The following is a 16,612-nucleotide window of genomic DNA, read 5'->3' on the forward strand; positions in this document are numbered from 1 at the left end:
GGCTGGAAGCAATGATTGTGGGCCGGTGCGCACCGCCGAGTTGCCCAGGCGGACAACAGGTCGGCGGCTATCCGGCGTACCGCGAGAGCCGTGCCGAAAGGTGGGGAACGAGGCCGGCGTCGGCGTCCACCCGTTCCTCGACGTAGGCCAGGTCGCCTTCGACGATCCCGTAGAGCCGTTTGGCGCCACCGACCAGCACGCCCGACCGGGAGCGGGCCAGCGCGTCGGTCACCAACTCCCACGACGACTGGGTACGGGGTCGTCCGTAGAACAGTTCCACGTAGCCGGCCGAGTGGGCCAACAGCAACTCGATGGCCTGCGATTCGGTGGGGTCATCGGGATCGCTGACAAAGCGCCAGAAGCCCGTCTCGCGCAACCCGTGTTCCTGGAAGTCGCCCGTGTCGCTGATCCGCCACGAGCGGGATTCCCAATTCAGGTAATCACCGCCGTCGTGCGACACCACGATCTGCTGGCCGAACCGGTAATCGCCGTCGTGCCCGCGGCCCTCCCCTTCTCCGCGCCACACACCAACGAGCGGCAGCAGCGCCAGCAGCGCGTCATTCAGGTTGGCGCCTTCCCGCAAGTTGGCGGTGTCGGCGGGAAACGGCAGATCGTCGAAGGCGGGAATGTTGCGGCCGGCGGTCAGCTTGGCGCGCTCAGCGGCGGCGGCCACCGCGCGATCACCGGAGCTCGGAGCACCCAGAGGTTCGTCAGAAGTCGTGCGCCACTCTCCCCCGCAAGCGGGAGGGACCCCCACCCCATCGCTGCGCTCTGGATCGTCGCTGGCGCGAGTCACGATTCGTCGGTGATGAGCCGGTACAGCGTGTACAGCGCGAACCATGAGATCACCACGACGGCCACGACCAGCATGATCTCGAAGAAGAGCACCACGGGGACAAGTCTATTCGCCGCGCGGCATCCCGGTCAGGGCAGCCGGGGTCTCAAGCGATCTTGACGTCCACCTCGTGGACGCCCGCGCCCGAGGGGGTCACCACGGCGTTCCCGTTGCCGGCGGCCGACAACGCACGCAGCGTCCAGGATCCCGGCGCCGCGAAGAACCGGAAGTCGCCCGTCGCCGACGCGACGACCTCGGCGGTGAACTCGTCCGACGAGTCGAGCAAGCGGACAAACGCGCCACCCACCGCCTGGCCGTCGCTGTCCACGACCCGGCCGGTGATCACCGTTTCCTTCTCCAAGTCGACGCTGGCGGGCAACGTCACTCCTTGTTTCGGGGCAGAGCACATATCAGCTTCCCAACTCAATCGGGGCACCCACCAGGGAGCCGTATTCCGTCCAACTTCCGTCGTAGTTCTTGACGCTTTTGTGGCCGAGTAATTCCCGGAGCACGAACCAGGTATGCGACGAGCGCTCCCCGATGCGGCAGTACGCGATCGTTTCCTTGGTGCCGTCCAGTCCGGCATCGGCGTACAGCTTGGCCAGTTCCTCGTCGGATTTGAAGGTGCCATCCTCGTTGGCGGCCTTGCTCCACGGCACGTTGATCGCCCCGGGAATGTGGCCGGGCCGCTGGCTCTGCTCCTGCGGCAGATGCGCGGGCGCCAGGATCTTGCCGGAAAACTCGTCGGGCGAGCGCACGTCGACCAGGTTCTTGGCGTTGATGGCCGCGATGACCTCGTCGCGGAACGCCCGGATGCTGGTGTCCGGCGCGGCGGCGGTGTACGAGGTGGCCGGCCGGCTGACCGCGTCGCTGGACAGCGCGCGACCGTCGAGTTCCCACTTCTTGCGGCCGCCGTCGAGCAGCTTGACCTTGTCGTGGCCGTACAGCTTGAAGTACCAGTAGGCGTAGGCGGCGAACCAGTTGTTGTTGCCGCCGTAAAGGATCACGGTGTCGTCATTGGAGACGCCACGTTCGCTGAGCAGCTTCGAGAATTGCTGCGCGTCGACGAAGTCCCGCTTGACCGGGTCTTGCAGATCGGAACGCCAGTCCAGCCTGATCGCGCCCGGGATGTGGCCGGTGTCGTATGAGCTGGTGTCCTCGTCGACTTCGACGAAGACGACGCCGGCTGCGTCGAGATTGCTCTCGGCCCAGTCCGCGGAGACCAGGACGTCGGAGCGTGCCATGCGGGTGATCCTTTCGATCGCTTTCTATGAACAGGTCATGTGGTGCGCGCGGCGCTTCGGAAACGCCCGACCAGTGGGTAGAGCTGGCAACCCAGGCAGATGCCGAAGGCGGCATTGAGAAAGGCGGCGACGAGCGCCCCGGCGGCGGCGATGACGCCGATCAAGAAGGCGCCCGCGGTGAACGCGACGACACCCGCGAGCGCGAAGATCAGGCCGACGAGTTGGGCGAACTTCAGCGGTGCGACCGGCTCGCGTTCAGTCACGGGGCCGAGCCGGGGCGCCACGACGAGGGCGAATATCCGCCCGTAAGGATGCTTGCGCGGGCCACCGACGGCGCCGATGGCGAAGATGATGCCCTGCACCCCCAGAATGACCGCCGCCGCCAGCGGGCTGGCGGCGGACACGATGAGCGTGATGACGAGGACTGCGGTGGTAACCCACGCGGCAAAGCGAGGGCCGCGCACGTCGACGGTGTCTGGCTGGGTGGTGGTGGTGTTGCTGATCGGCACGGTACTACTCCTGGATTCGCCTGTTGCTGAGGGAACGAACGACGGGAGACGAGCCACGGTAACGTTCCGGGACTGCTCCGAGTGCGACGCGAAAGTGCGCGGCGACTCAGCAGCTACAGCGACAGCAACAGCCCGCGGTGCGGCACAGATCGACTGTGCGGCGTTGGGTGAGCAGGGGCTCAATGCGGGCTAGCACGTCGGCAAGCTTACCGAATGACTGACAGTGATCAAATCAGCGGCGGTTGCCGCCTGGACCGCAACCCGTCGGCGACGACGGGGTCATGACTGCTTGAAGGCGTTCAGATCCACGATCGCTCCATGGCTGATGCCCTCGATGATCACGTCTGAGCCGCGTGCGCCCTCCGTCTTCGGCGCCACCCCGAACGGAAGCCGCTGGTTGGGCACCCTGGCGGTGAAGGCCCGCAGCACCGCATCCCGCTTGTCGTCCGGAACGGCCTGATTCTCGGTGTCCGCCCCGGTCAGCACGCCGGTCGGTGTGATCACCAACGTCGACTGGTCGTCGGGGGCGATGGAAAGGTCCACCGAAACGCTGACCCGGTGCTCGAAGTCGGCCGAGTGCGGAGTGCCGCTGAACACCAGCCCGTGGCTGTCGGAGATGCCCGACGCGGTGACTCCGCCGGTGGCGGTGTTGGTCTCCTTCGGCGGCGCCTCGACCATCAGGTCACTAATGCCCATATAGCGGCCCAGATGCGTCGAGCTGATGATGATGCGGCTCTCCAGCTTGCCCACCGGCAGCTTCGCATCGGGCCCGATCAGCCAAGACGCGTGGGTCAGGTCGACCGAGTACATCGTGGCTTCGAGGGTGGCCTTGCCGACCGTTGCATGGTCGACGGCGTTGGCCTTGATCTCCACCTGGTTGTAGTGGTCGCGCATCGCCTGCGGGATGAATGGGAAAGCCACGATCGCCACGAACGGGTCGGACCTCAGGTTGGCCGCTTTGCGCACGCTGGAGGACAGCCGGTATTCGGCGTAGATGCTGCTCCCGTAGTCGACGGCGACGGCGCCGAGCACAACCGCGGCCACGGCGATCGCCGCGGCCGCCAGCCCGATCAGGACCTTGCGCACCCGCACATTGTCGCGTAGACCCCTGCGTGCCGTGTCCCGGACCGCCCCGGTGGCGGGGCTCACACTGCATCGTCGCCACGAAAAATGGCAGGTGGCAAGTTATCGTTAGGTGGACTGGCAACTAACGCGTCGTTGCGTTGCGAACTGAGAAGATGCCGTTCCCCCGACCTGGAGGGGCTAGTTGGAGCTATTACTGCTGACCTCGGAGCTGCATCCCGACCCGGTCCTGCCGTCGCTATCGCTGCTTCCCCACACCGTCCGGACAGCACCGGCGGAACCCTCCTCGTTGCTCGAGGCTGGGACGGCGGACGCCGTGCTCGTGGACGCGCGCACCGACCTGTCGTCGGCCCGCGGCCTTTGCCGGCTGTTGAGCACCGCGGGCCGGTCGGTCCCCGTCTTGGCGGTCGTGAGCGAAGGTGGTCTGGTGGCGGTCAGCGCCGACTGGGGACTGGACGAGATTCTGCTGCCGGGCACCGGGCCCGCCGAGATCGACGCCAGGCTGCGGCTGGTGGTCGGGCGCCGCGGCGGGCTGGCCGACCAGGAAAGCGCCGGCAAGGTGAGCCTGGGTGAGCTGGTGATCGACGAGGGCACGTACACCGCGAGATTGCGGGGCCGCCCGCTTGACCTGACCTACAAAGAGTTTGAGTTGCTCAAGTACCTCGCCCAGCACGCCGGACGCGTCTTCACCCGCGCGCAGCTGCTGCACGAAGTCTGGGGATACGACTTCTTCGGGGGCACCCGCACGGTGGATGTGCACGTGCGTCGGCTGCGCGCCAAACTCGGGCCCGAGTACGAGGCGTTGATCGGGACCGTCCGCAACGTGGGGTACAAGGCCGTCCGGCCGGCACGCGGCCGCGCCCCAATCGCGGAGCCGGGTGGGGACGAAGCCGCCGAGGACGTCGAGTCCGACTCCGAGGAAATGCAAGAACACCTGGGCGACCCATTGCGCAGTCAGTGATCGCGCCCGAGTGGCGCTCGACGCTGACCGCGGACGAGCAGCGGGGAGTCCGTGAACTCGTCACGGCGACAACGGAATTCGATGGAGTGACGCCGGTCGGTGAACAGGTCCTGCGCGAGCTCGCGCACGATCGCACCGGGCATCTGCTCATCGCCGAGACGGACGAGACCATCGGCTACCTCAATCTCACGCGCGATGCAGAAGCCGCAATGGCGGAACTCGTGGTGCACCCGCGGGCTCGGCGGCACGGCTTCGGGACGGCGCTGGCGCGTGCGGCCCTGGCCGAGACCGGCGGACGCAACCGGTTCTGGGCCCACGGCACTCTCGAGCCGGCCCGGGCCACGGCCGACGCGCTGGGTTTGGTCCCGGTACGCGAACTGCTGCAGATGCGCCGCACCCTGCGTGACATCCACGACTTGGTCCGCCCCGTCCCCGGCGTACGCGTCCGCACCTACGCGGGCACCGGAGACGACGCTGAGCTGCTGCGCGTCAACAACGCCGCCTTCGCCGACCATCCCGAACAGGGCGGCTGGACCGAAGTGCAGCTGGCCGAGCGGCGCCACGAACCGTGGTTCGACCCGGAAGGCCTGTTCCTGGCGTTCGACGAGTCCGAAACCGGTCAGCCGGGCAAGCTGCTCGGCTTCCACTGGACCAAGGTGCATCCCGATCAACCCGGCCTGGGGGAGGTCTACGTCGTGGGCGTCGACCCGTCGACGCAGGGGCGGGGCCTGGGGCAGATGCTGACGGCCATCGGTATCGAGTCGTTGGCGCGCCGGCTGGCCGGGGCGGCCGAACCGACCGTGCTGCTCTATGTGGAGTCGGACAACGTCGCCGCGGTGCGCACCTACCAGCGCTTGGGCTTCAGCACCTACAGCGTGGACACCGCCTACGCGGTCGCTCGCGACTGACCGCCATGCAGACGGCCCCGAAGCCGTGGGATGCGACCAAGCATATTTTCGCGATGACCTGGCAACCTGTTGGGAGAGGGCCGGCGGGGCACGCGCGGGCCCGTAGGGGGCAGGAAGCGAGATCGGTGAGGCTCGACAGGGGTGGTGGCAGAGCGCTGACGGTGCTGGCCGCGGCGGTGGCAATCGGTAGCGGCGCATTGACCGGCTGTGGCAGCGACCAGAACCGCCGCAGCGCGTCGGCGGCGGCCGTCTCCGGGCCGACGGGCACGGCGGGATGCAGCGGCAGGGACAAGCTGACGGCGGAAGGCTCGACGGCTCAACAAAACGCGATGTCGGTGTTCAACCAGGTCTGGGGGCAGTACTGCCCGGGCAAGAGCGTGTCATACAACCCGACCGGTTCGGGCGCCGGCCGCGAGCAGTTCATCGCCGGCCATGTCGACTTCGCCGGCGCCGACTCGCCGCTGGCCGCCGACCAGATCGGTCCCGCCGCCGCAAGGTGTGAAGGAAACCCGGCGTGGGACTTGCCGTTGGTGTTCGGGCCGATCGCCTTGGTATACAACCTGGCCGGGGTCCCGGCGTTGGTGGTGAGCAGTGACGCGTTGGCCAAGATTTTCAGCGGACGGATCACCGCCTGGAATGACCCGATCCTGGCGGCCCTCAACCCCGGCGTCGTGCTGCCCGATACCAAGATCGCACCGATTTACCGGACGGACTCGTCCGGAACGACCGACAACATGCAGAAATATCTGACGGCCGCCGCGCCGCAGAGCTGGACCAGAGGCGTGGGCACCGAGTTTCAGGGCGGCGTGGGCGAGGGGGCCATGAAGTCGGCCGGCGTCGTCCAGGCCGTGCGGGCCACCCCGGGCGCCATCGGTTACGTCGAGAAGGGCTTCGCCGACCAGGGCGGTATGCCCTACGCCCGTATCGCGACCAATAAAGGCGTCGCGGTCCCGCTCACCAACGAGACGGCCGGCAATGCGGTGAAGGCGGCCAACTTCGTGGCCGACGGCAACGACCTGGTCCTGGACCTCAACTCGATGTACCGCTCGCAGGAGCCGAGCGTCTACCCGCTGGTCCTGGCGACGTATGAGATCGTGTGTTCGAAGGGCTCCGACCCTGACATTTCCGGCGCGATCAAGTCGTTCCTCACGGTGGCCGCCGGCAGTGGGCAGACCGATCTTCCCTCGGCCGGCTATATCCCGCTGCCCGATAAGGTCAAGGAGCGACTGGTCGCCGCGATCAACGCCTTGCAGTGACCAAGTGGCCCCGCGCTCAAGGGGGAGAACTGTGAGGGGATCACAGTGACCACACCAAACCCGATCGACGCCGGTTCGGGTGCGACCGTCGCCGCGCCCTTTCCGGAGGCGTCGGTGATTCCGATCAGCCCGTGGGGAGATGCGCGCCCACACGTCGGGGATCGGGCCTTCCGTTGGCTGGCCAAGGCTTCCGGCTTGTCGATCGTCGTCGTCATCGGGGCCATCGGCGGATTCCTGCTGCTGCGGGCCATACCGGCCCTGAAGCGCAATCGGGAGAACTTTTTCAGCTATGGCGGCAACTGGATCACCACCGACACCTCGGCCATGCACTTCGGCATCTCCGATCTGCTGAAGGTCACCATGTTCGTGTCGGCGTTCGCGTTGCTCCTGGCTATGCCCGTCGCGCTGGGCGTCGCGATCTTCATCACGCAGTACTCGCCCCGGCGCGTCGCCGTCCCCCTGGCCTACGCCGTCGATCTGCTGGCCGGGGTCCCATCCATCATTTATGGCGCGTGGGGCCTGCATGTGCTGGCGCCGCAGCTGCGACCCCTGGCCAGCTGGCTGAACCATTCCCTGGGCTGGTGCTTCCTGTTCGCCGATGGCAACGCGTCGGTGGCGGGCGGCGGCACCATCTTCACCGGCGGCATCGTCCTGGCGGTGATGATCCTGCCGATCATCACCGCCGTGACCCGCGAGGTGTTCATCCAGACACCACAGGATGAGGTCGAGGCCGCGCTGGCCCTCGGCGCCACCCGTTGGGAAGTGGTGAAGACGATCGTGCTGCCGTTCGGGCGGTCGGGATACATCAGCGCAGCGGTGCTGGGACTCGGCCGGGCCATGGGCGAGACGGTCGCGCTGCTGATCATCTTGCGCGGAACCCAGGCGGCGTTCGGCTGGTCGCTGTTCGACGGCGGCTCCACCGTCGCGACCAAGATCGCGGGGACGGTGGCGCAATTCAACGACCAATACAAGGCCGGCGCTTACATCGCCGCGGGTCTGGCGCTCTTCGTGCTCACCTTCCTGGTCGACGCCTTGGCGCGCGGCGCCGCCTCCAGAACCAGATGGGGCGGCGGCCGATGACCTCCATGTTGGACCGCCCGCTGAAGCCGCGCACGCTCTCCCGGCCGAGCCGGCGCCGCCGGGTCGCGAATCATGTTGCGATGGCGCTGGTTTCGCTGTCGATGGTGATTGCGGTGACACCCTTGCTGTTGGTCCTCTACTCGGTGATCGCTAAGGGCGTCAAGGCGGTCACGTCCACCGTTTGGTGGACGCACTCGCAAGCGGGCATGACGGCCTTTGTGGCCGGCGGCGGCGCCTATCACGCGATCGTCGGCACCGTGTTGCAGGGATTGGTATGTGCGCTGATCTCCATCCCGATCGGCCTCATGCTCGCCATTTATCTGGCCGAGTATGGCGGGGGCACCCCGCTGGGCAGGCTGGCCACGTTCATGGTGGACGTTCTGAGCGGAGTGCCCTCGATCGTGGCGGCCTTGTTCATTTACGCGCTGTTCGTGGCGACGTTGGGCCTTCCTCGCTCCGAGTTCGCCGTGTCCCTCGCGCTCGTCCTGTTGATGCTCCCGGTGATCGTGCGAGCCACCGAGGAAATGCTGCGGATCGTTCCGGTGGACCTTCGCGAGGCCAGTTACGCGCTGGGCATCCCGAAGTGGAAGACGATCGTCAGGGTCGTCCTTCCCACCGAGGTCTCGGGCATCGTCACGGGCATCATGCTGGCGGTGGCCAGGGTGATGGGCGAGACGGCGCCGTTGCTGATTCTCGTCGGTTACTCGCAATCTATGAGCTTCGACATCTTCAGTGGATTCATGGGGACGTTACCCGGCATGATGTACAACCAGACCAGCGCCGGTGCCGGTGTAAACCCGGTCCCCACGGATCGGTTGTGGGGTGCCGCCCTAACCCTCATCCTGGTGATCGCCACCATCAACATCGGGGCCCGAGTGATAGCGAAGTTTCTTGGCGCCAGGAAGTCATAGGTAGGAGCACTAAGTGGCAAAGCGGTTGGACCTCAAAGCCGTCAACATCTACTACGGTTCGTTTCACGCGGTAGGGGATGTGACGCTGTCGATCCTGCCCCGCAGTGTGACCGCGTTCATCGGCCCGTCAGGTTGCGGCAAGACGACGGTGCTGCGCACGCTCAACCGGATGCATGAGGTGGTCCCCGGCGGCCGGGTCGAGGGCAGCGTTCTCCTCGACGACGAGGACATCTACGGCGCCGGGGTCGACCCGGTCGGCGTGCGCCGGGCGATCGGAATGGTATTCCAGCGACCGAACCCGTTCCCCGCCATGTCGATTCGCGACAACGTGGTGGCCGGTTTGAAGCTGCAGGGGGTGCGCAATCGCAAGGTACTCGACGAGACCGCTGAATACTCGCTACGCGGCGCGAACCTGTGGGATGAGGTCAAGGACCGGTTGGACAGGCCCGGCGGCGGATTGTCCGGCGGGCAGCAGCAACGCTTGTGCATCGCGCGGGCGATCGCCGTGCAACCCGACGTGCTGCTCATGGACGAGCCCTGCTCCGCGCTGGACCCGATCTCGACGATGGCCATCGAGGAGTTGATCAGCGAGCTGAAGCAGGACTACACGATCGTCATCGTCACCCACAACATGCAGCAGGCCGCGCGGGTCAGCGACTACACCGCGTTCTTCAACCTGGAAGCCGTCGGAAAGCCGGGCCGGTTGATCGAGGTCGACGACACCGAGAAGATTTTCTCCAACCCGAGCCAGAAGGCGACAGAGGACTACATCTCCGGCCGCTTCGGCTAGCCGGCCCGTGCATTCGGTTACTGCGAGGCGGGTTTCGTTTCTTCTTCGGGCAGCCTGCCGGTCGCCTGGAAGATGACGCGCCTGGCCACTTCGACGGCGTGGTCGGCGAAGCGCTCGTAGAACCGGCCCAGGAGTGTCACGTCGACGGCGGCCGCCACGCCGTACTTCCATTCGCGGTCCATCAGCACCGAGAACAGATGGCGGTGCAGATCGTCCATGGCGTCGTCCTCTTCGCGGATCCGGGCGGCTTTCTCCGGATCGCGTGACATCACCACTTCTTGCGCGCTGTTCCCCAATTCGACTGCCACCCTGCCCATTTCGGCGAAGTAACCATTGACCTCTTCGGGCAGCGCGTGCTGGGGATGCCGGCGGCGGGCGATCTTGGCGACGTGCAGGGCCAGCGCGCCCATCCGGTCGATGTCGGCCACCATCTGGATGGCGCTCACGATGGACCGCAGATCACCGGCGACCGGCGCCTGCAAGGCCAGCAGCACGAAGGCGCTTTCCTCGGCGCGGGCGCTGAGGGTGGCGATCTTCTCGTGATCGGAGATCACCTGTTCGGCCAGCACCAGATCGGCCTGCAGCAGGGCTTGGGTGGCCCGCTCCATCGCGATGCCCGCCAGGCCGCACATCTCGCCTAGCCGCTCGGATAACTCCGAGAGCTGCTCATGGTAGGCGGTCCGCATATCGCCAAGCCTACGTTCTCGGCGGCGAAAAGGTGCGGTGGAGCGCCGCCAAATGCGCTTACTCGCAGGTGGTGTCGGCGGCGTTGGTGACGGTCAGGTCCTCCGGCAGCTTGGCCGGGGCGTTGCCCGAGCCGCGTTCGATCTGCAGGCTGATCGACGAGCCGCTCGGTTGGGGAGTGGCGACGGACTTGAAGTCGGGCCCAAGCACCACCTGAACGACCTGCCCGTAGCCGGACACTCGCTGCACCTTCGCATTGGCGAAGGAGGATGCGACGGTCGCCGCCGCCTGCTCGTTGCCGGGCGAGAACAACACGGTCGTCGTGTTCACCGAACTCGGATAATCGTCGGGCGTCATCACGTTGAAGCCGTCCCGCTTGAGCTGGCTGGTTGCGGTGGCCGCCAGGCCGCTCTGCGTTGTCGCATTGGAGACCCGCACCGTGACATCGCCCGGCGTGGTCGTGGTGACCTGCTCGTGGCGGGCCTCGGGGGCCGCGGTGGGGGCCGGCGCCTTCTTGGTGGCGGGTGCCTTCGTCTGTCCCGACTTGTCGTCGTAGGTCCCGAGATTCTTTGCGTTCTGGTCGTTTTCCTCGGGGAGCGGATCGTCGTTGATGATGGCGTCGAACAGCGCCCGCATGTCGGCCATGCGCGGCGGTTCGTCGCCGTTCTGGTCGGTGATGCCGGTCGGCACGGTGACGAAGGTGACGTGCCCGGCCGCCATGCCCTGCAACGACTGACCGAGTTGGATCAAGTCCTTCGACTGCACGTTGTCGACGACGGTGTCGCTGATGAACATGTTGACGACATTGTTGAGCTTGTTCAGGTTGAGCAGCGTGTCCTCGGAGATCAGCGAACGCAGCAGCGAGGACAGGAACAGCTGCTGACGTTTGATGCGGCCGTAATCCCCGTTGGTTTCTGTCGTGACCTGGCGGGCTCGCACGTAATTCAGGGCTGTCGAGCCGTCCAGGACTTGGCGGCCGCCGTGGTCGAGCACCGTGCCCAGCTCGTAGTCGTGCAGCGCGGTTTTCGAGCACACCTCCACACCGCCCAGAGCGTCGACCATTTTGGCGAACCCGGCGAAGTCGACGGCGATGAAGCGGTTGATGCTCAAACCGGACAGCTTCTGGATCTCTTTGACCAGACACTTCGGGCCACCGAAGGCGAATGCGGAGTTCAGTTTGGTCTCGGTGTAGACCATCTTCGGGCCCCACGATTTGGTCTTCGCGTCGTACAGGGGCCCGTATTTGCCCGTCTCCGGGTTCCACGCCTCGCATTGCATCGGGGTGATCGCCAGGTCGCGCGGGAACGACACCGCCACCACGCGCTTGCGGTTGGCCGGGATGTTGACCAGCATCACGGTGTCCGACCGGGCGCCGTCCGCGTCGTCGGTGTTGCCGGCACCCATGTTGGCGTTGTCGCCGGCGCGCGAGTCAAGGCCGACGATCAAAAAATCTTCGTCCCCGTATTGGCCGTTGCGATCGCGTATATCGTCGGAGTTCTGGTCGAGGGCGCTGATGGTGTTGAGCCGGGCGTTCTTCGACGTACTCCATTGCCACGCCCCGCCGGTCATGGCCAGGGTGAGCGCGGCGAGCAGAGCCGCCACCGAGCGGGCGGCCAGCAGCATCGGCCGGCGGCGGCGCCGCGATGTTCGTCGCCGGGCGTCAGGAGCTTCGCCCGATACGGATTGCTGGCCGCTTGGGTGGTCGGCGGCATCGAGGTCGGGGAGCTCCGAGACCGCGTCGAGCGAGTACGCCAGGTCCTCGATCACCTGGGTTTCCCGCAGCTCAACGGGCAGCTCGGCCTCGACAGGTTCGACGTCCGGCTCGGCACGACGGTGCGTGGACCGGCCGGTCGTGGGGGCACCGAGCTTCGCGATTAGGTCGGCGACGCTGACTCCGCCCGCGGTATGGGATCCGGATTCTTCCTCGTCGGCTGTGCGGCAGCGGATGGGCTCGACGGCAGTCTCGGGTTGCCAGAGATGGCGACTGTAGTCGGCCGGCGGCTCCGAGAACCGTTCCCAGGGGGCGGCGCCAAGCGCAGGGCGTCGGGCGTCGCGAGTGGCGTCGTCCTCGGCGTCACTCATGTCCTACCGGCCTCCGAAGCTCTGATGCGGATGTCAGCGTATCTGTGCGCAACGTCGGCCCAGGCGCTTGGCTTATTCAGCGCTGCGGCCCGTGCCACCTTGGGTCGCACTCCTTTGTCGCGCTCGGGCGGCGGCGCGTCACCGATCCGCCGCAGGAACGCGCAATGCAGCAAGGTCCACATCGTACTGAGTTATCGGTCCGGACGCGATTTCGAGCGGTCGATCAGCCGCCGGAGTGCATCACGTCGGCGCCGGCCGGCAGGGTGCAGTCGTCGGGGTCGGTGAGCCAGCCTTCGGGCAGCGCGACCCGGGCCGGTGAGCCCTGCCGGCCGCGTGGGCCGCTCGCCGCCTCCGGGAAGGGCACGGTGCCGTCCAATTGGCTTAGCAGCGAATCGAGTTCGTCGAGCGTCTTGACCATGGCCAGCGCTCGGCGGAGCTCCGAGCCGGCCGGGAAGCCGTGCAGGTACCAGCCGACGTGCTTGCGGATGTCGCGCATCCCCTTGTCCTCGCCGAAGTGCGCTGTCAACAGCTGTCCGTGTCGGCGGACGATGTCGGCAACCTCGCCCAACGTGGGCGGCGTGGGTGCCGGGCTGTCGGTGAACGCGGCCGACAGTTCGGCGAAAAGCCAGGGCCGGCCCAGGCACCCGCGGCCGATCACGACGCCGTCGCAACCGGTGCTGGCCATCATCGTCAGGGCGTCGCTGGCGTCGTAGATGTCACCGTTGCCCAGCACCGGGATCGTCCGCACGTGTTGCTTGAGCAGCGCGATCTGCTCCCAATCGGCGGTGCCGGAGTAGCGCTGCGCCGCCGTGCGGGCGTGCAGCGCGACCGCGGCGGCACCCTCGATCTCGGCGATGTGGCCGGCGTCAAGGTGCGTCGGATGCTCGTCGTCGATGCCGATGCGGAATTTGACGGTCACCGGGATGTCGGTGCCTTCGGTTGCGCGCACGGCCGCCGCGACGATCTGCCCGAACAGCCGCCGCTTGTAGGGCAACGCCGCACCGCCGCCGCGTTTGGTGACCTTGGGCACCGGACAGCCGAAATTCATGTCGATGTGGTCGGCGAGGCCCTCGTCGGCGATCATCTTGGCGGCGGCGTACGTGGTCGCCGGATCGACCGTGTAGAGCTGCAACGAGCGTGGCGACTCGTCCGGCGCGAAGGTGGTCATGTGCATGGTGACCGGGTGCCGCTCGATGAGCGCGCGCGCCGTCACCATCTCGCAGACATAGAGCCCGCTGACCGTGCCGACCTTCGACTGCTCCAGTTCACGACACAGGGTCCGAAAGGCAACGTTGGTCACGCCCGCCATCGGGGCCAGCACCACCGGGCTGGCAAGCGTGATGGGACCGATGCGCAAGGCAGGTTACCGGCGGCTCATTGCCAGCTTGCCCGCGGTCTGGTGCAGCTCGAACGCCGTGGTCTTCTTGCCCGTGCGGGCTTCCCGGTCGAGTTGGCGCTGCTTCGATATCTCGAACTTTTCGCAGGCCTGCTCGAGTTCCTTGATCAGCAGGGCGAGGTCGTCGCGCATCTCCGCCGCCTCACCGGTGAAGTCCTCGCGCTCGAAGATGCGCCACTTCTTCAGCACCGGCATGACCACGTCGTCGAGGTGGATACGGGGGTCATAGACCCCCCCGACGGCGATGAACACGGCTTTGCGCCGGAACTCCGGGACCTGATAGCCCGGCATCTGGAAGTTGCGCAGCACCTTGTGTAGCTCTTTCATCGCCTGATTGGGCGCAATCTCGAACCCGGCCTCGCTGACATCGCGATAGAAGATCATGTGCAGGTTCTCGTCGGCCGAGATCTTGGCCAGCAGCTGGTCGGCGATCGTCTCGTTGCACGCCTTGCCCGTGTTGCGGTGCGAAATCCGGGTGGCCAGCTCCTGGAACGTCACGTAGATGACGGAGTCGAACAGGCTCTCGGCGAACAGGTCGGCTCGAACCTGCTGGTTCTGGCCGGGACTGAAGCCCCGGTTGACTACCTCGATGCGCAGCTTCTCCAGCTCGACCGGGTCGACCGCGCGGGTCACCACCAGGTAGTCGCGCAGCGCGATGCCGTGCCGGTTCTCCTCGGCGGTCCACCGGTTGACCCACTGGCCCCAGGGTCCGTCCAGGCCGAAGTTCATCGCGATCTCGCGGTGATAGGAAGGCAGGTTGTCTTCCGTCATCAGGTTCTGCACCATCGCCACCTGGGCGAGATCGCTGAGCTTGCTCTGCTCGGGGTCCCAATCCTGCCCGCCGAGCGCGTAAAAGTTCTTGCCGTCCGACCACGGGATGTAGTCGTGCGGGTTCCAGTCCTTATGCATGCTCTCGTGCCGATTCAGGCATTTCTCAACTACCGGCTCAAGTTCGTGCAGCAGCTGTAGGTTTGTCAGCTCGGCTGACATACGGCCTCCAGTTATCTGTGTCGACGGGTTGCAGTCAATATATCTGTGCACTTCGGTAGCATCAAGCTGCCTGGCCGCGCGCCGCATAACGGTTCTATGCCACCTTTGGGACGGCCCGGGTGGAACGCCCAATCTCTAGGTTTGCCGCCGTGCTGCGGCCGTTAAACGGCCGCTCAGCTAGCCCAGATCCGGGGCCGGCACATACGGCGCGGCCGTGATGTAGAGCATGTTGACGCAGTAGTCGATGAATTGCTTGCGGCTCGCCCCGAGCTGCCCGTTCAGGTACGCGGTGAACAGGCTCGACAGGCCGCCGATCAGGCTGGTGGCGATCATCTTCTGCAGCACGGGATCGCCGATCCGCGACAGTTTGCGCTGCAGCAGTTCGATGAAGTTGGGCATCCACTCCGCACCCGAGCGCGTCAATACCGGCTCGACCGCCGGTGCCAGCAACAGCACGCGCCCACGGACCGGGTCGTCGACCATCAGCTCGACGAACTTTTCGACGGCTTCCCGTGGGGTATTTGCACAGGTGAGCGTGTTCATTGCGCGCGTGCACACATCGTCGTAGACCGCGCGCACGAATTCGTCACGATCCGAGAAGCTTTCGTAGAAGTAGCGTTCGGTCAGCGCCGCCTTGCGGCACACGGCACGCACGGTCAACGCCGATCGACTGTCGCTGCCGAGCAATTGCACACCGGCGGCGATGAGGTCGTCGCGGCGCAGGGCCAGGCGATCCCCCAAGGGGACGCCGGTCCACCGGCCCCGTCGTTGACCGGACTGCACACCACTCCTAAGCTAGAAATGACAACGCATGTAGTCAGTTTTGCATATACCTACAGGAATCCAATAGTGACTCAACATACGTCCGGACCCCGCCCGCTGACCAGCGACGTCGCGCGCGACGATTCGGGCGCCACCGCTGTGGCCGGCGGGTGCCCGGTGTCGCCCCTCGGTTACGACGCGCCTCCAGTCCCGCTCGGCCCCGAATCCCTGACCTGGCGGTACTTCGGCGACTGGCGCGGCATGCTGCAGGGCCCGTTCGCGGGATCCATGCAGAACATGCACCCGCAGTTGGGCGCCGCTGTGGAGCAACACTCGACGTTCTTCACCGAACCGTTGCCGCGGGTGATGCGGTCGCTGTACCCGATCGGCGGGGTGGTCTTCGACGGAGACCGGGCTCCGACGACGGGTGCCGAGGTCCGCGACTACCACATCGACATCAAGGGTGTGGATGACCAAGGGCGTCGGTACCACGCACTCAATCCCGACGTCTTTTATTGGGCGCACACCACGTTCTTCATGGGCACGATCCTGGTGGCCGAACGGTTCGGCGGCGGTCTGACCGAAGCCGAAAAGCGCCAACTCTTCGACGAACACATTCAGTGGTACCGGATGTACGGCATGAGCATGCGTCCGGTGCCAAAGACCTGGGAAGAGTTTCAGGTCTACTGGGACCACATGTGCCGCAACGTGTTAGAGGACAATCACGCGACGCGGGCAGTGCTCGACCTGACCATGTATGACAAGCTGCCGATCGCCCCGTGGCTCCCGGATTGGCTGTGGGGCGGCCTGACCAAGCTGTCGCGGCCGTTCTTCGTCTGGCTCACAGTCGGCTTGTATCACCCAGCCGTTCGAGAACGGTTGGGCTTTGAGTGGACCGACCGCGACGAGTGGTTGCACCGACGCTTTGGCAACCTGGTGCGGCTGATCTTCGCGTTTGTACCGCCCAGGTACCGCAAGCACCCCCGGGCCCGCGCCGGCCTCGACCGCGCATCCGGGCGCATCCCCCCCGACGCGCCGCTGCCGCAGACACCGGCACGCAATCTGCCGCCGCAGGAATTGCGCGGCGATCCAAAGCACTACTGCCCTCGGCTTTAGTGCCC

18 protein-coding genes are annotated in these 16,612 nt (G+C 66.2%); 7 read left to right on the plus strand and 11 right to left on the minus strand.

The genetic code is table 11. The annotated features are described in order from the left end of the window. Nucleotides 1-67: 67 nt before the first annotated feature. The 6 genes from A5678_RS03280 to lmeA form a co-directional block, all read right to left on the minus strand. Entirely contained in the window at nucleotides 68-796 is a 729-nt protein-coding gene (locus A5678_RS03280; RefSeq protein ID WP_231983566.1) for an FABP family protein, read from the minus strand. Nucleotides 797-941: 145 nt separating this feature from the next. Then, nucleotides 942-1,244 carry a DUF1416 domain-containing protein gene (locus A5678_RS03285; RefSeq protein WP_068038358.1) on the minus strand — a complete coding sequence of 101 codons (303 nt, stop codon included), beginning with the start codon at nucleotides 1,242-1,244 and terminating at the stop codon, nucleotides 942-944. 1 nt (nucleotide 1,245) lies between these two features. Further along, nucleotides 1,246-2,079 (minus strand): sulfurtransferase, encoded by an 834-nt coding sequence (locus tag A5678_RS03290; RefSeq protein ID WP_068038361.1) that lies wholly within the window; start codon nucleotides 2,077-2,079, stop codon nucleotides 1,246-1,248. A gap of 35 nt (nucleotides 2,080-2,114) precedes the next feature. Next, nucleotides 2,115-2,588: a DUF4395 domain-containing protein gene (locus A5678_RS03295; RefSeq protein ID WP_068038366.1), complete on the minus strand. Its 474-nt coding sequence runs from the start codon at nucleotides 2,586-2,588 to the stop codon at nucleotides 2,115-2,117. 106 nt (nucleotides 2,589-2,694) lie between these two features. Next, nucleotides 2,695-2,784: an Ms5788A family Cys-rich leader peptide gene (locus A5678_RS28280; RefSeq protein WP_368664887.1), complete on the minus strand. Its 90-nt coding sequence runs from the start codon at nucleotides 2,782-2,784 to the stop codon at nucleotides 2,695-2,697. Nucleotides 2,785-2,867: 83 nt separating this feature from the next. Then, nucleotides 2,868-3,680: a mannan chain length control protein LmeA gene (lmeA, locus tag A5678_RS03300; RefSeq protein WP_068038367.1), complete on the minus strand. Its 813-nt coding sequence runs from the start codon at nucleotides 3,678-3,680 to the stop codon at nucleotides 2,868-2,870. Nucleotides 3,681-3,855: 175 nt separating this feature from the next. Between lmeA and A5678_RS03305 the strand changes: the two genes are divergently transcribed. The 6 genes from A5678_RS03305 (at nucleotide 3,856) to pstB (ending at nucleotide 9,577) form a co-directional block, all read left to right on the plus strand. Next, nucleotides 3,856-4,632, plus strand: a complete 777-nt coding sequence (locus tag A5678_RS03305) for a response regulator transcription factor (protein ID WP_068038370.1) — start codon at nucleotides 3,856-3,858, stop codon at nucleotides 4,630-4,632. Beyond that, a complete protein-coding gene (gene mshD, locus A5678_RS03310) occupies nucleotides 4,629-5,540 on the plus strand; it encodes a mycothiol synthase (protein WP_068038374.1) in 912 nt (303 codons plus the stop codon). The genes A5678_RS03305 and mshD overlap by 4 nt, the downstream gene beginning before the upstream one ends. Nucleotides 5,541-5,665: 125 nt before the next feature. Continuing rightward, nucleotides 5,666-6,796, plus strand: coding sequence for a phosphate ABC transporter substrate-binding protein PstS (pstS, locus tag A5678_RS03315; protein ID WP_068038377.1), 1,131 nt, complete (start codon nucleotides 5,666-5,668; stop codon nucleotides 6,794-6,796). Nucleotides 6,797-6,835: 39 nt separating this feature from the next. Then, nucleotides 6,836-7,876 (plus strand): phosphate ABC transporter permease subunit PstC, encoded by a 1,041-nt coding sequence (gene pstC / locus A5678_RS03320; RefSeq protein ID WP_068038380.1) that lies wholly within the window; start codon nucleotides 6,836-6,838, stop codon nucleotides 7,874-7,876. Then, nucleotides 7,873-8,787, plus strand: coding sequence for a phosphate ABC transporter permease PstA (gene pstA / locus A5678_RS03325; RefSeq protein ID WP_068038792.1), 915 nt, complete (start codon nucleotides 7,873-7,875; stop codon nucleotides 8,785-8,787). The genes pstC and pstA overlap by 4 nt, the downstream gene beginning before the upstream one ends. Nucleotides 8,788-8,800: 13 nt before the next feature. Beyond that, entirely contained in the window at nucleotides 8,801-9,577 is a 777-nt protein-coding gene (pstB, locus tag A5678_RS03330; RefSeq protein WP_046186002.1) for a phosphate ABC transporter ATP-binding protein PstB, read from the plus strand. Nucleotides 9,578-9,594: 17 nt separating this feature from the next. Here pstB and phoU read toward each other — a convergent pair whose 3' ends face one another. The 5 genes from phoU to A5678_RS03355 all read right to left on the minus strand — a co-directional run bounded on the left by phoU (nucleotide 9,595) and on the right by A5678_RS03355 (nucleotide 15,512). Continuing rightward, nucleotides 9,595-10,263: a phosphate signaling complex protein PhoU gene (gene phoU / locus A5678_RS03335; RefSeq protein ID WP_068038384.1), complete on the minus strand. Its 669-nt coding sequence runs from the start codon at nucleotides 10,261-10,263 to the stop codon at nucleotides 9,595-9,597. 58 nt (nucleotides 10,264-10,321) lie between these two features. Continuing rightward, entirely contained in the window at nucleotides 10,322-12,343 is a 2,022-nt protein-coding gene (locus tag A5678_RS03340; RefSeq protein ID WP_068038387.1) for an LCP family protein, read from the minus strand. A 223-nt stretch (nucleotides 12,344-12,566) separates the two neighbouring features. Then, nucleotides 12,567-13,700 (minus strand): tRNA dihydrouridine synthase DusB, encoded by a 1,134-nt coding sequence (gene dusB, locus A5678_RS03345; protein ID WP_068038390.1) that lies wholly within the window; start codon nucleotides 13,698-13,700, stop codon nucleotides 12,567-12,569. Nucleotides 13,701-13,706: 6 nt separating this feature from the next. Further along, the gene (locus A5678_RS03350; RefSeq protein WP_068038393.1) at nucleotides 13,707-14,729 is read right to left on the minus strand and encodes an acyl-ACP desaturase; all 1,023 of its coding nucleotides are present in this window, start codon (nucleotides 14,727-14,729) and stop codon (nucleotides 13,707-13,709) included. A 177-nt stretch (nucleotides 14,730-14,906) separates the two neighbouring features. After that, nucleotides 14,907-15,512 (minus strand): TetR/AcrR family transcriptional regulator, encoded by a 606-nt coding sequence (locus A5678_RS03355; RefSeq protein ID WP_068038397.1) that lies wholly within the window; start codon nucleotides 15,510-15,512, stop codon nucleotides 14,907-14,909. A gap of 66 nt (nucleotides 15,513-15,578) precedes the next feature. On the opposite strand from A5678_RS03355, the gene A5678_RS03360 reads away from it, so the two are divergent. Then, on the plus strand, nucleotides 15,579-16,607 hold the full coding sequence (locus A5678_RS03360) for an oxygenase MpaB family protein (RefSeq protein ID WP_068038400.1): 1,029 nt from the start codon (nucleotides 15,579-15,581) through the stop codon (nucleotides 16,605-16,607). Nucleotides 16,608-16,612: the final 5 nt, after the last annotated feature.

Origin of the sequence: Mycobacterium sp. E2733, from assembly GCF_001667585.1 — a bacterium.
GTDB lineage: Bacteria > Actinomycetota > Actinomycetes > Mycobacteriales > Mycobacteriaceae > Mycobacterium.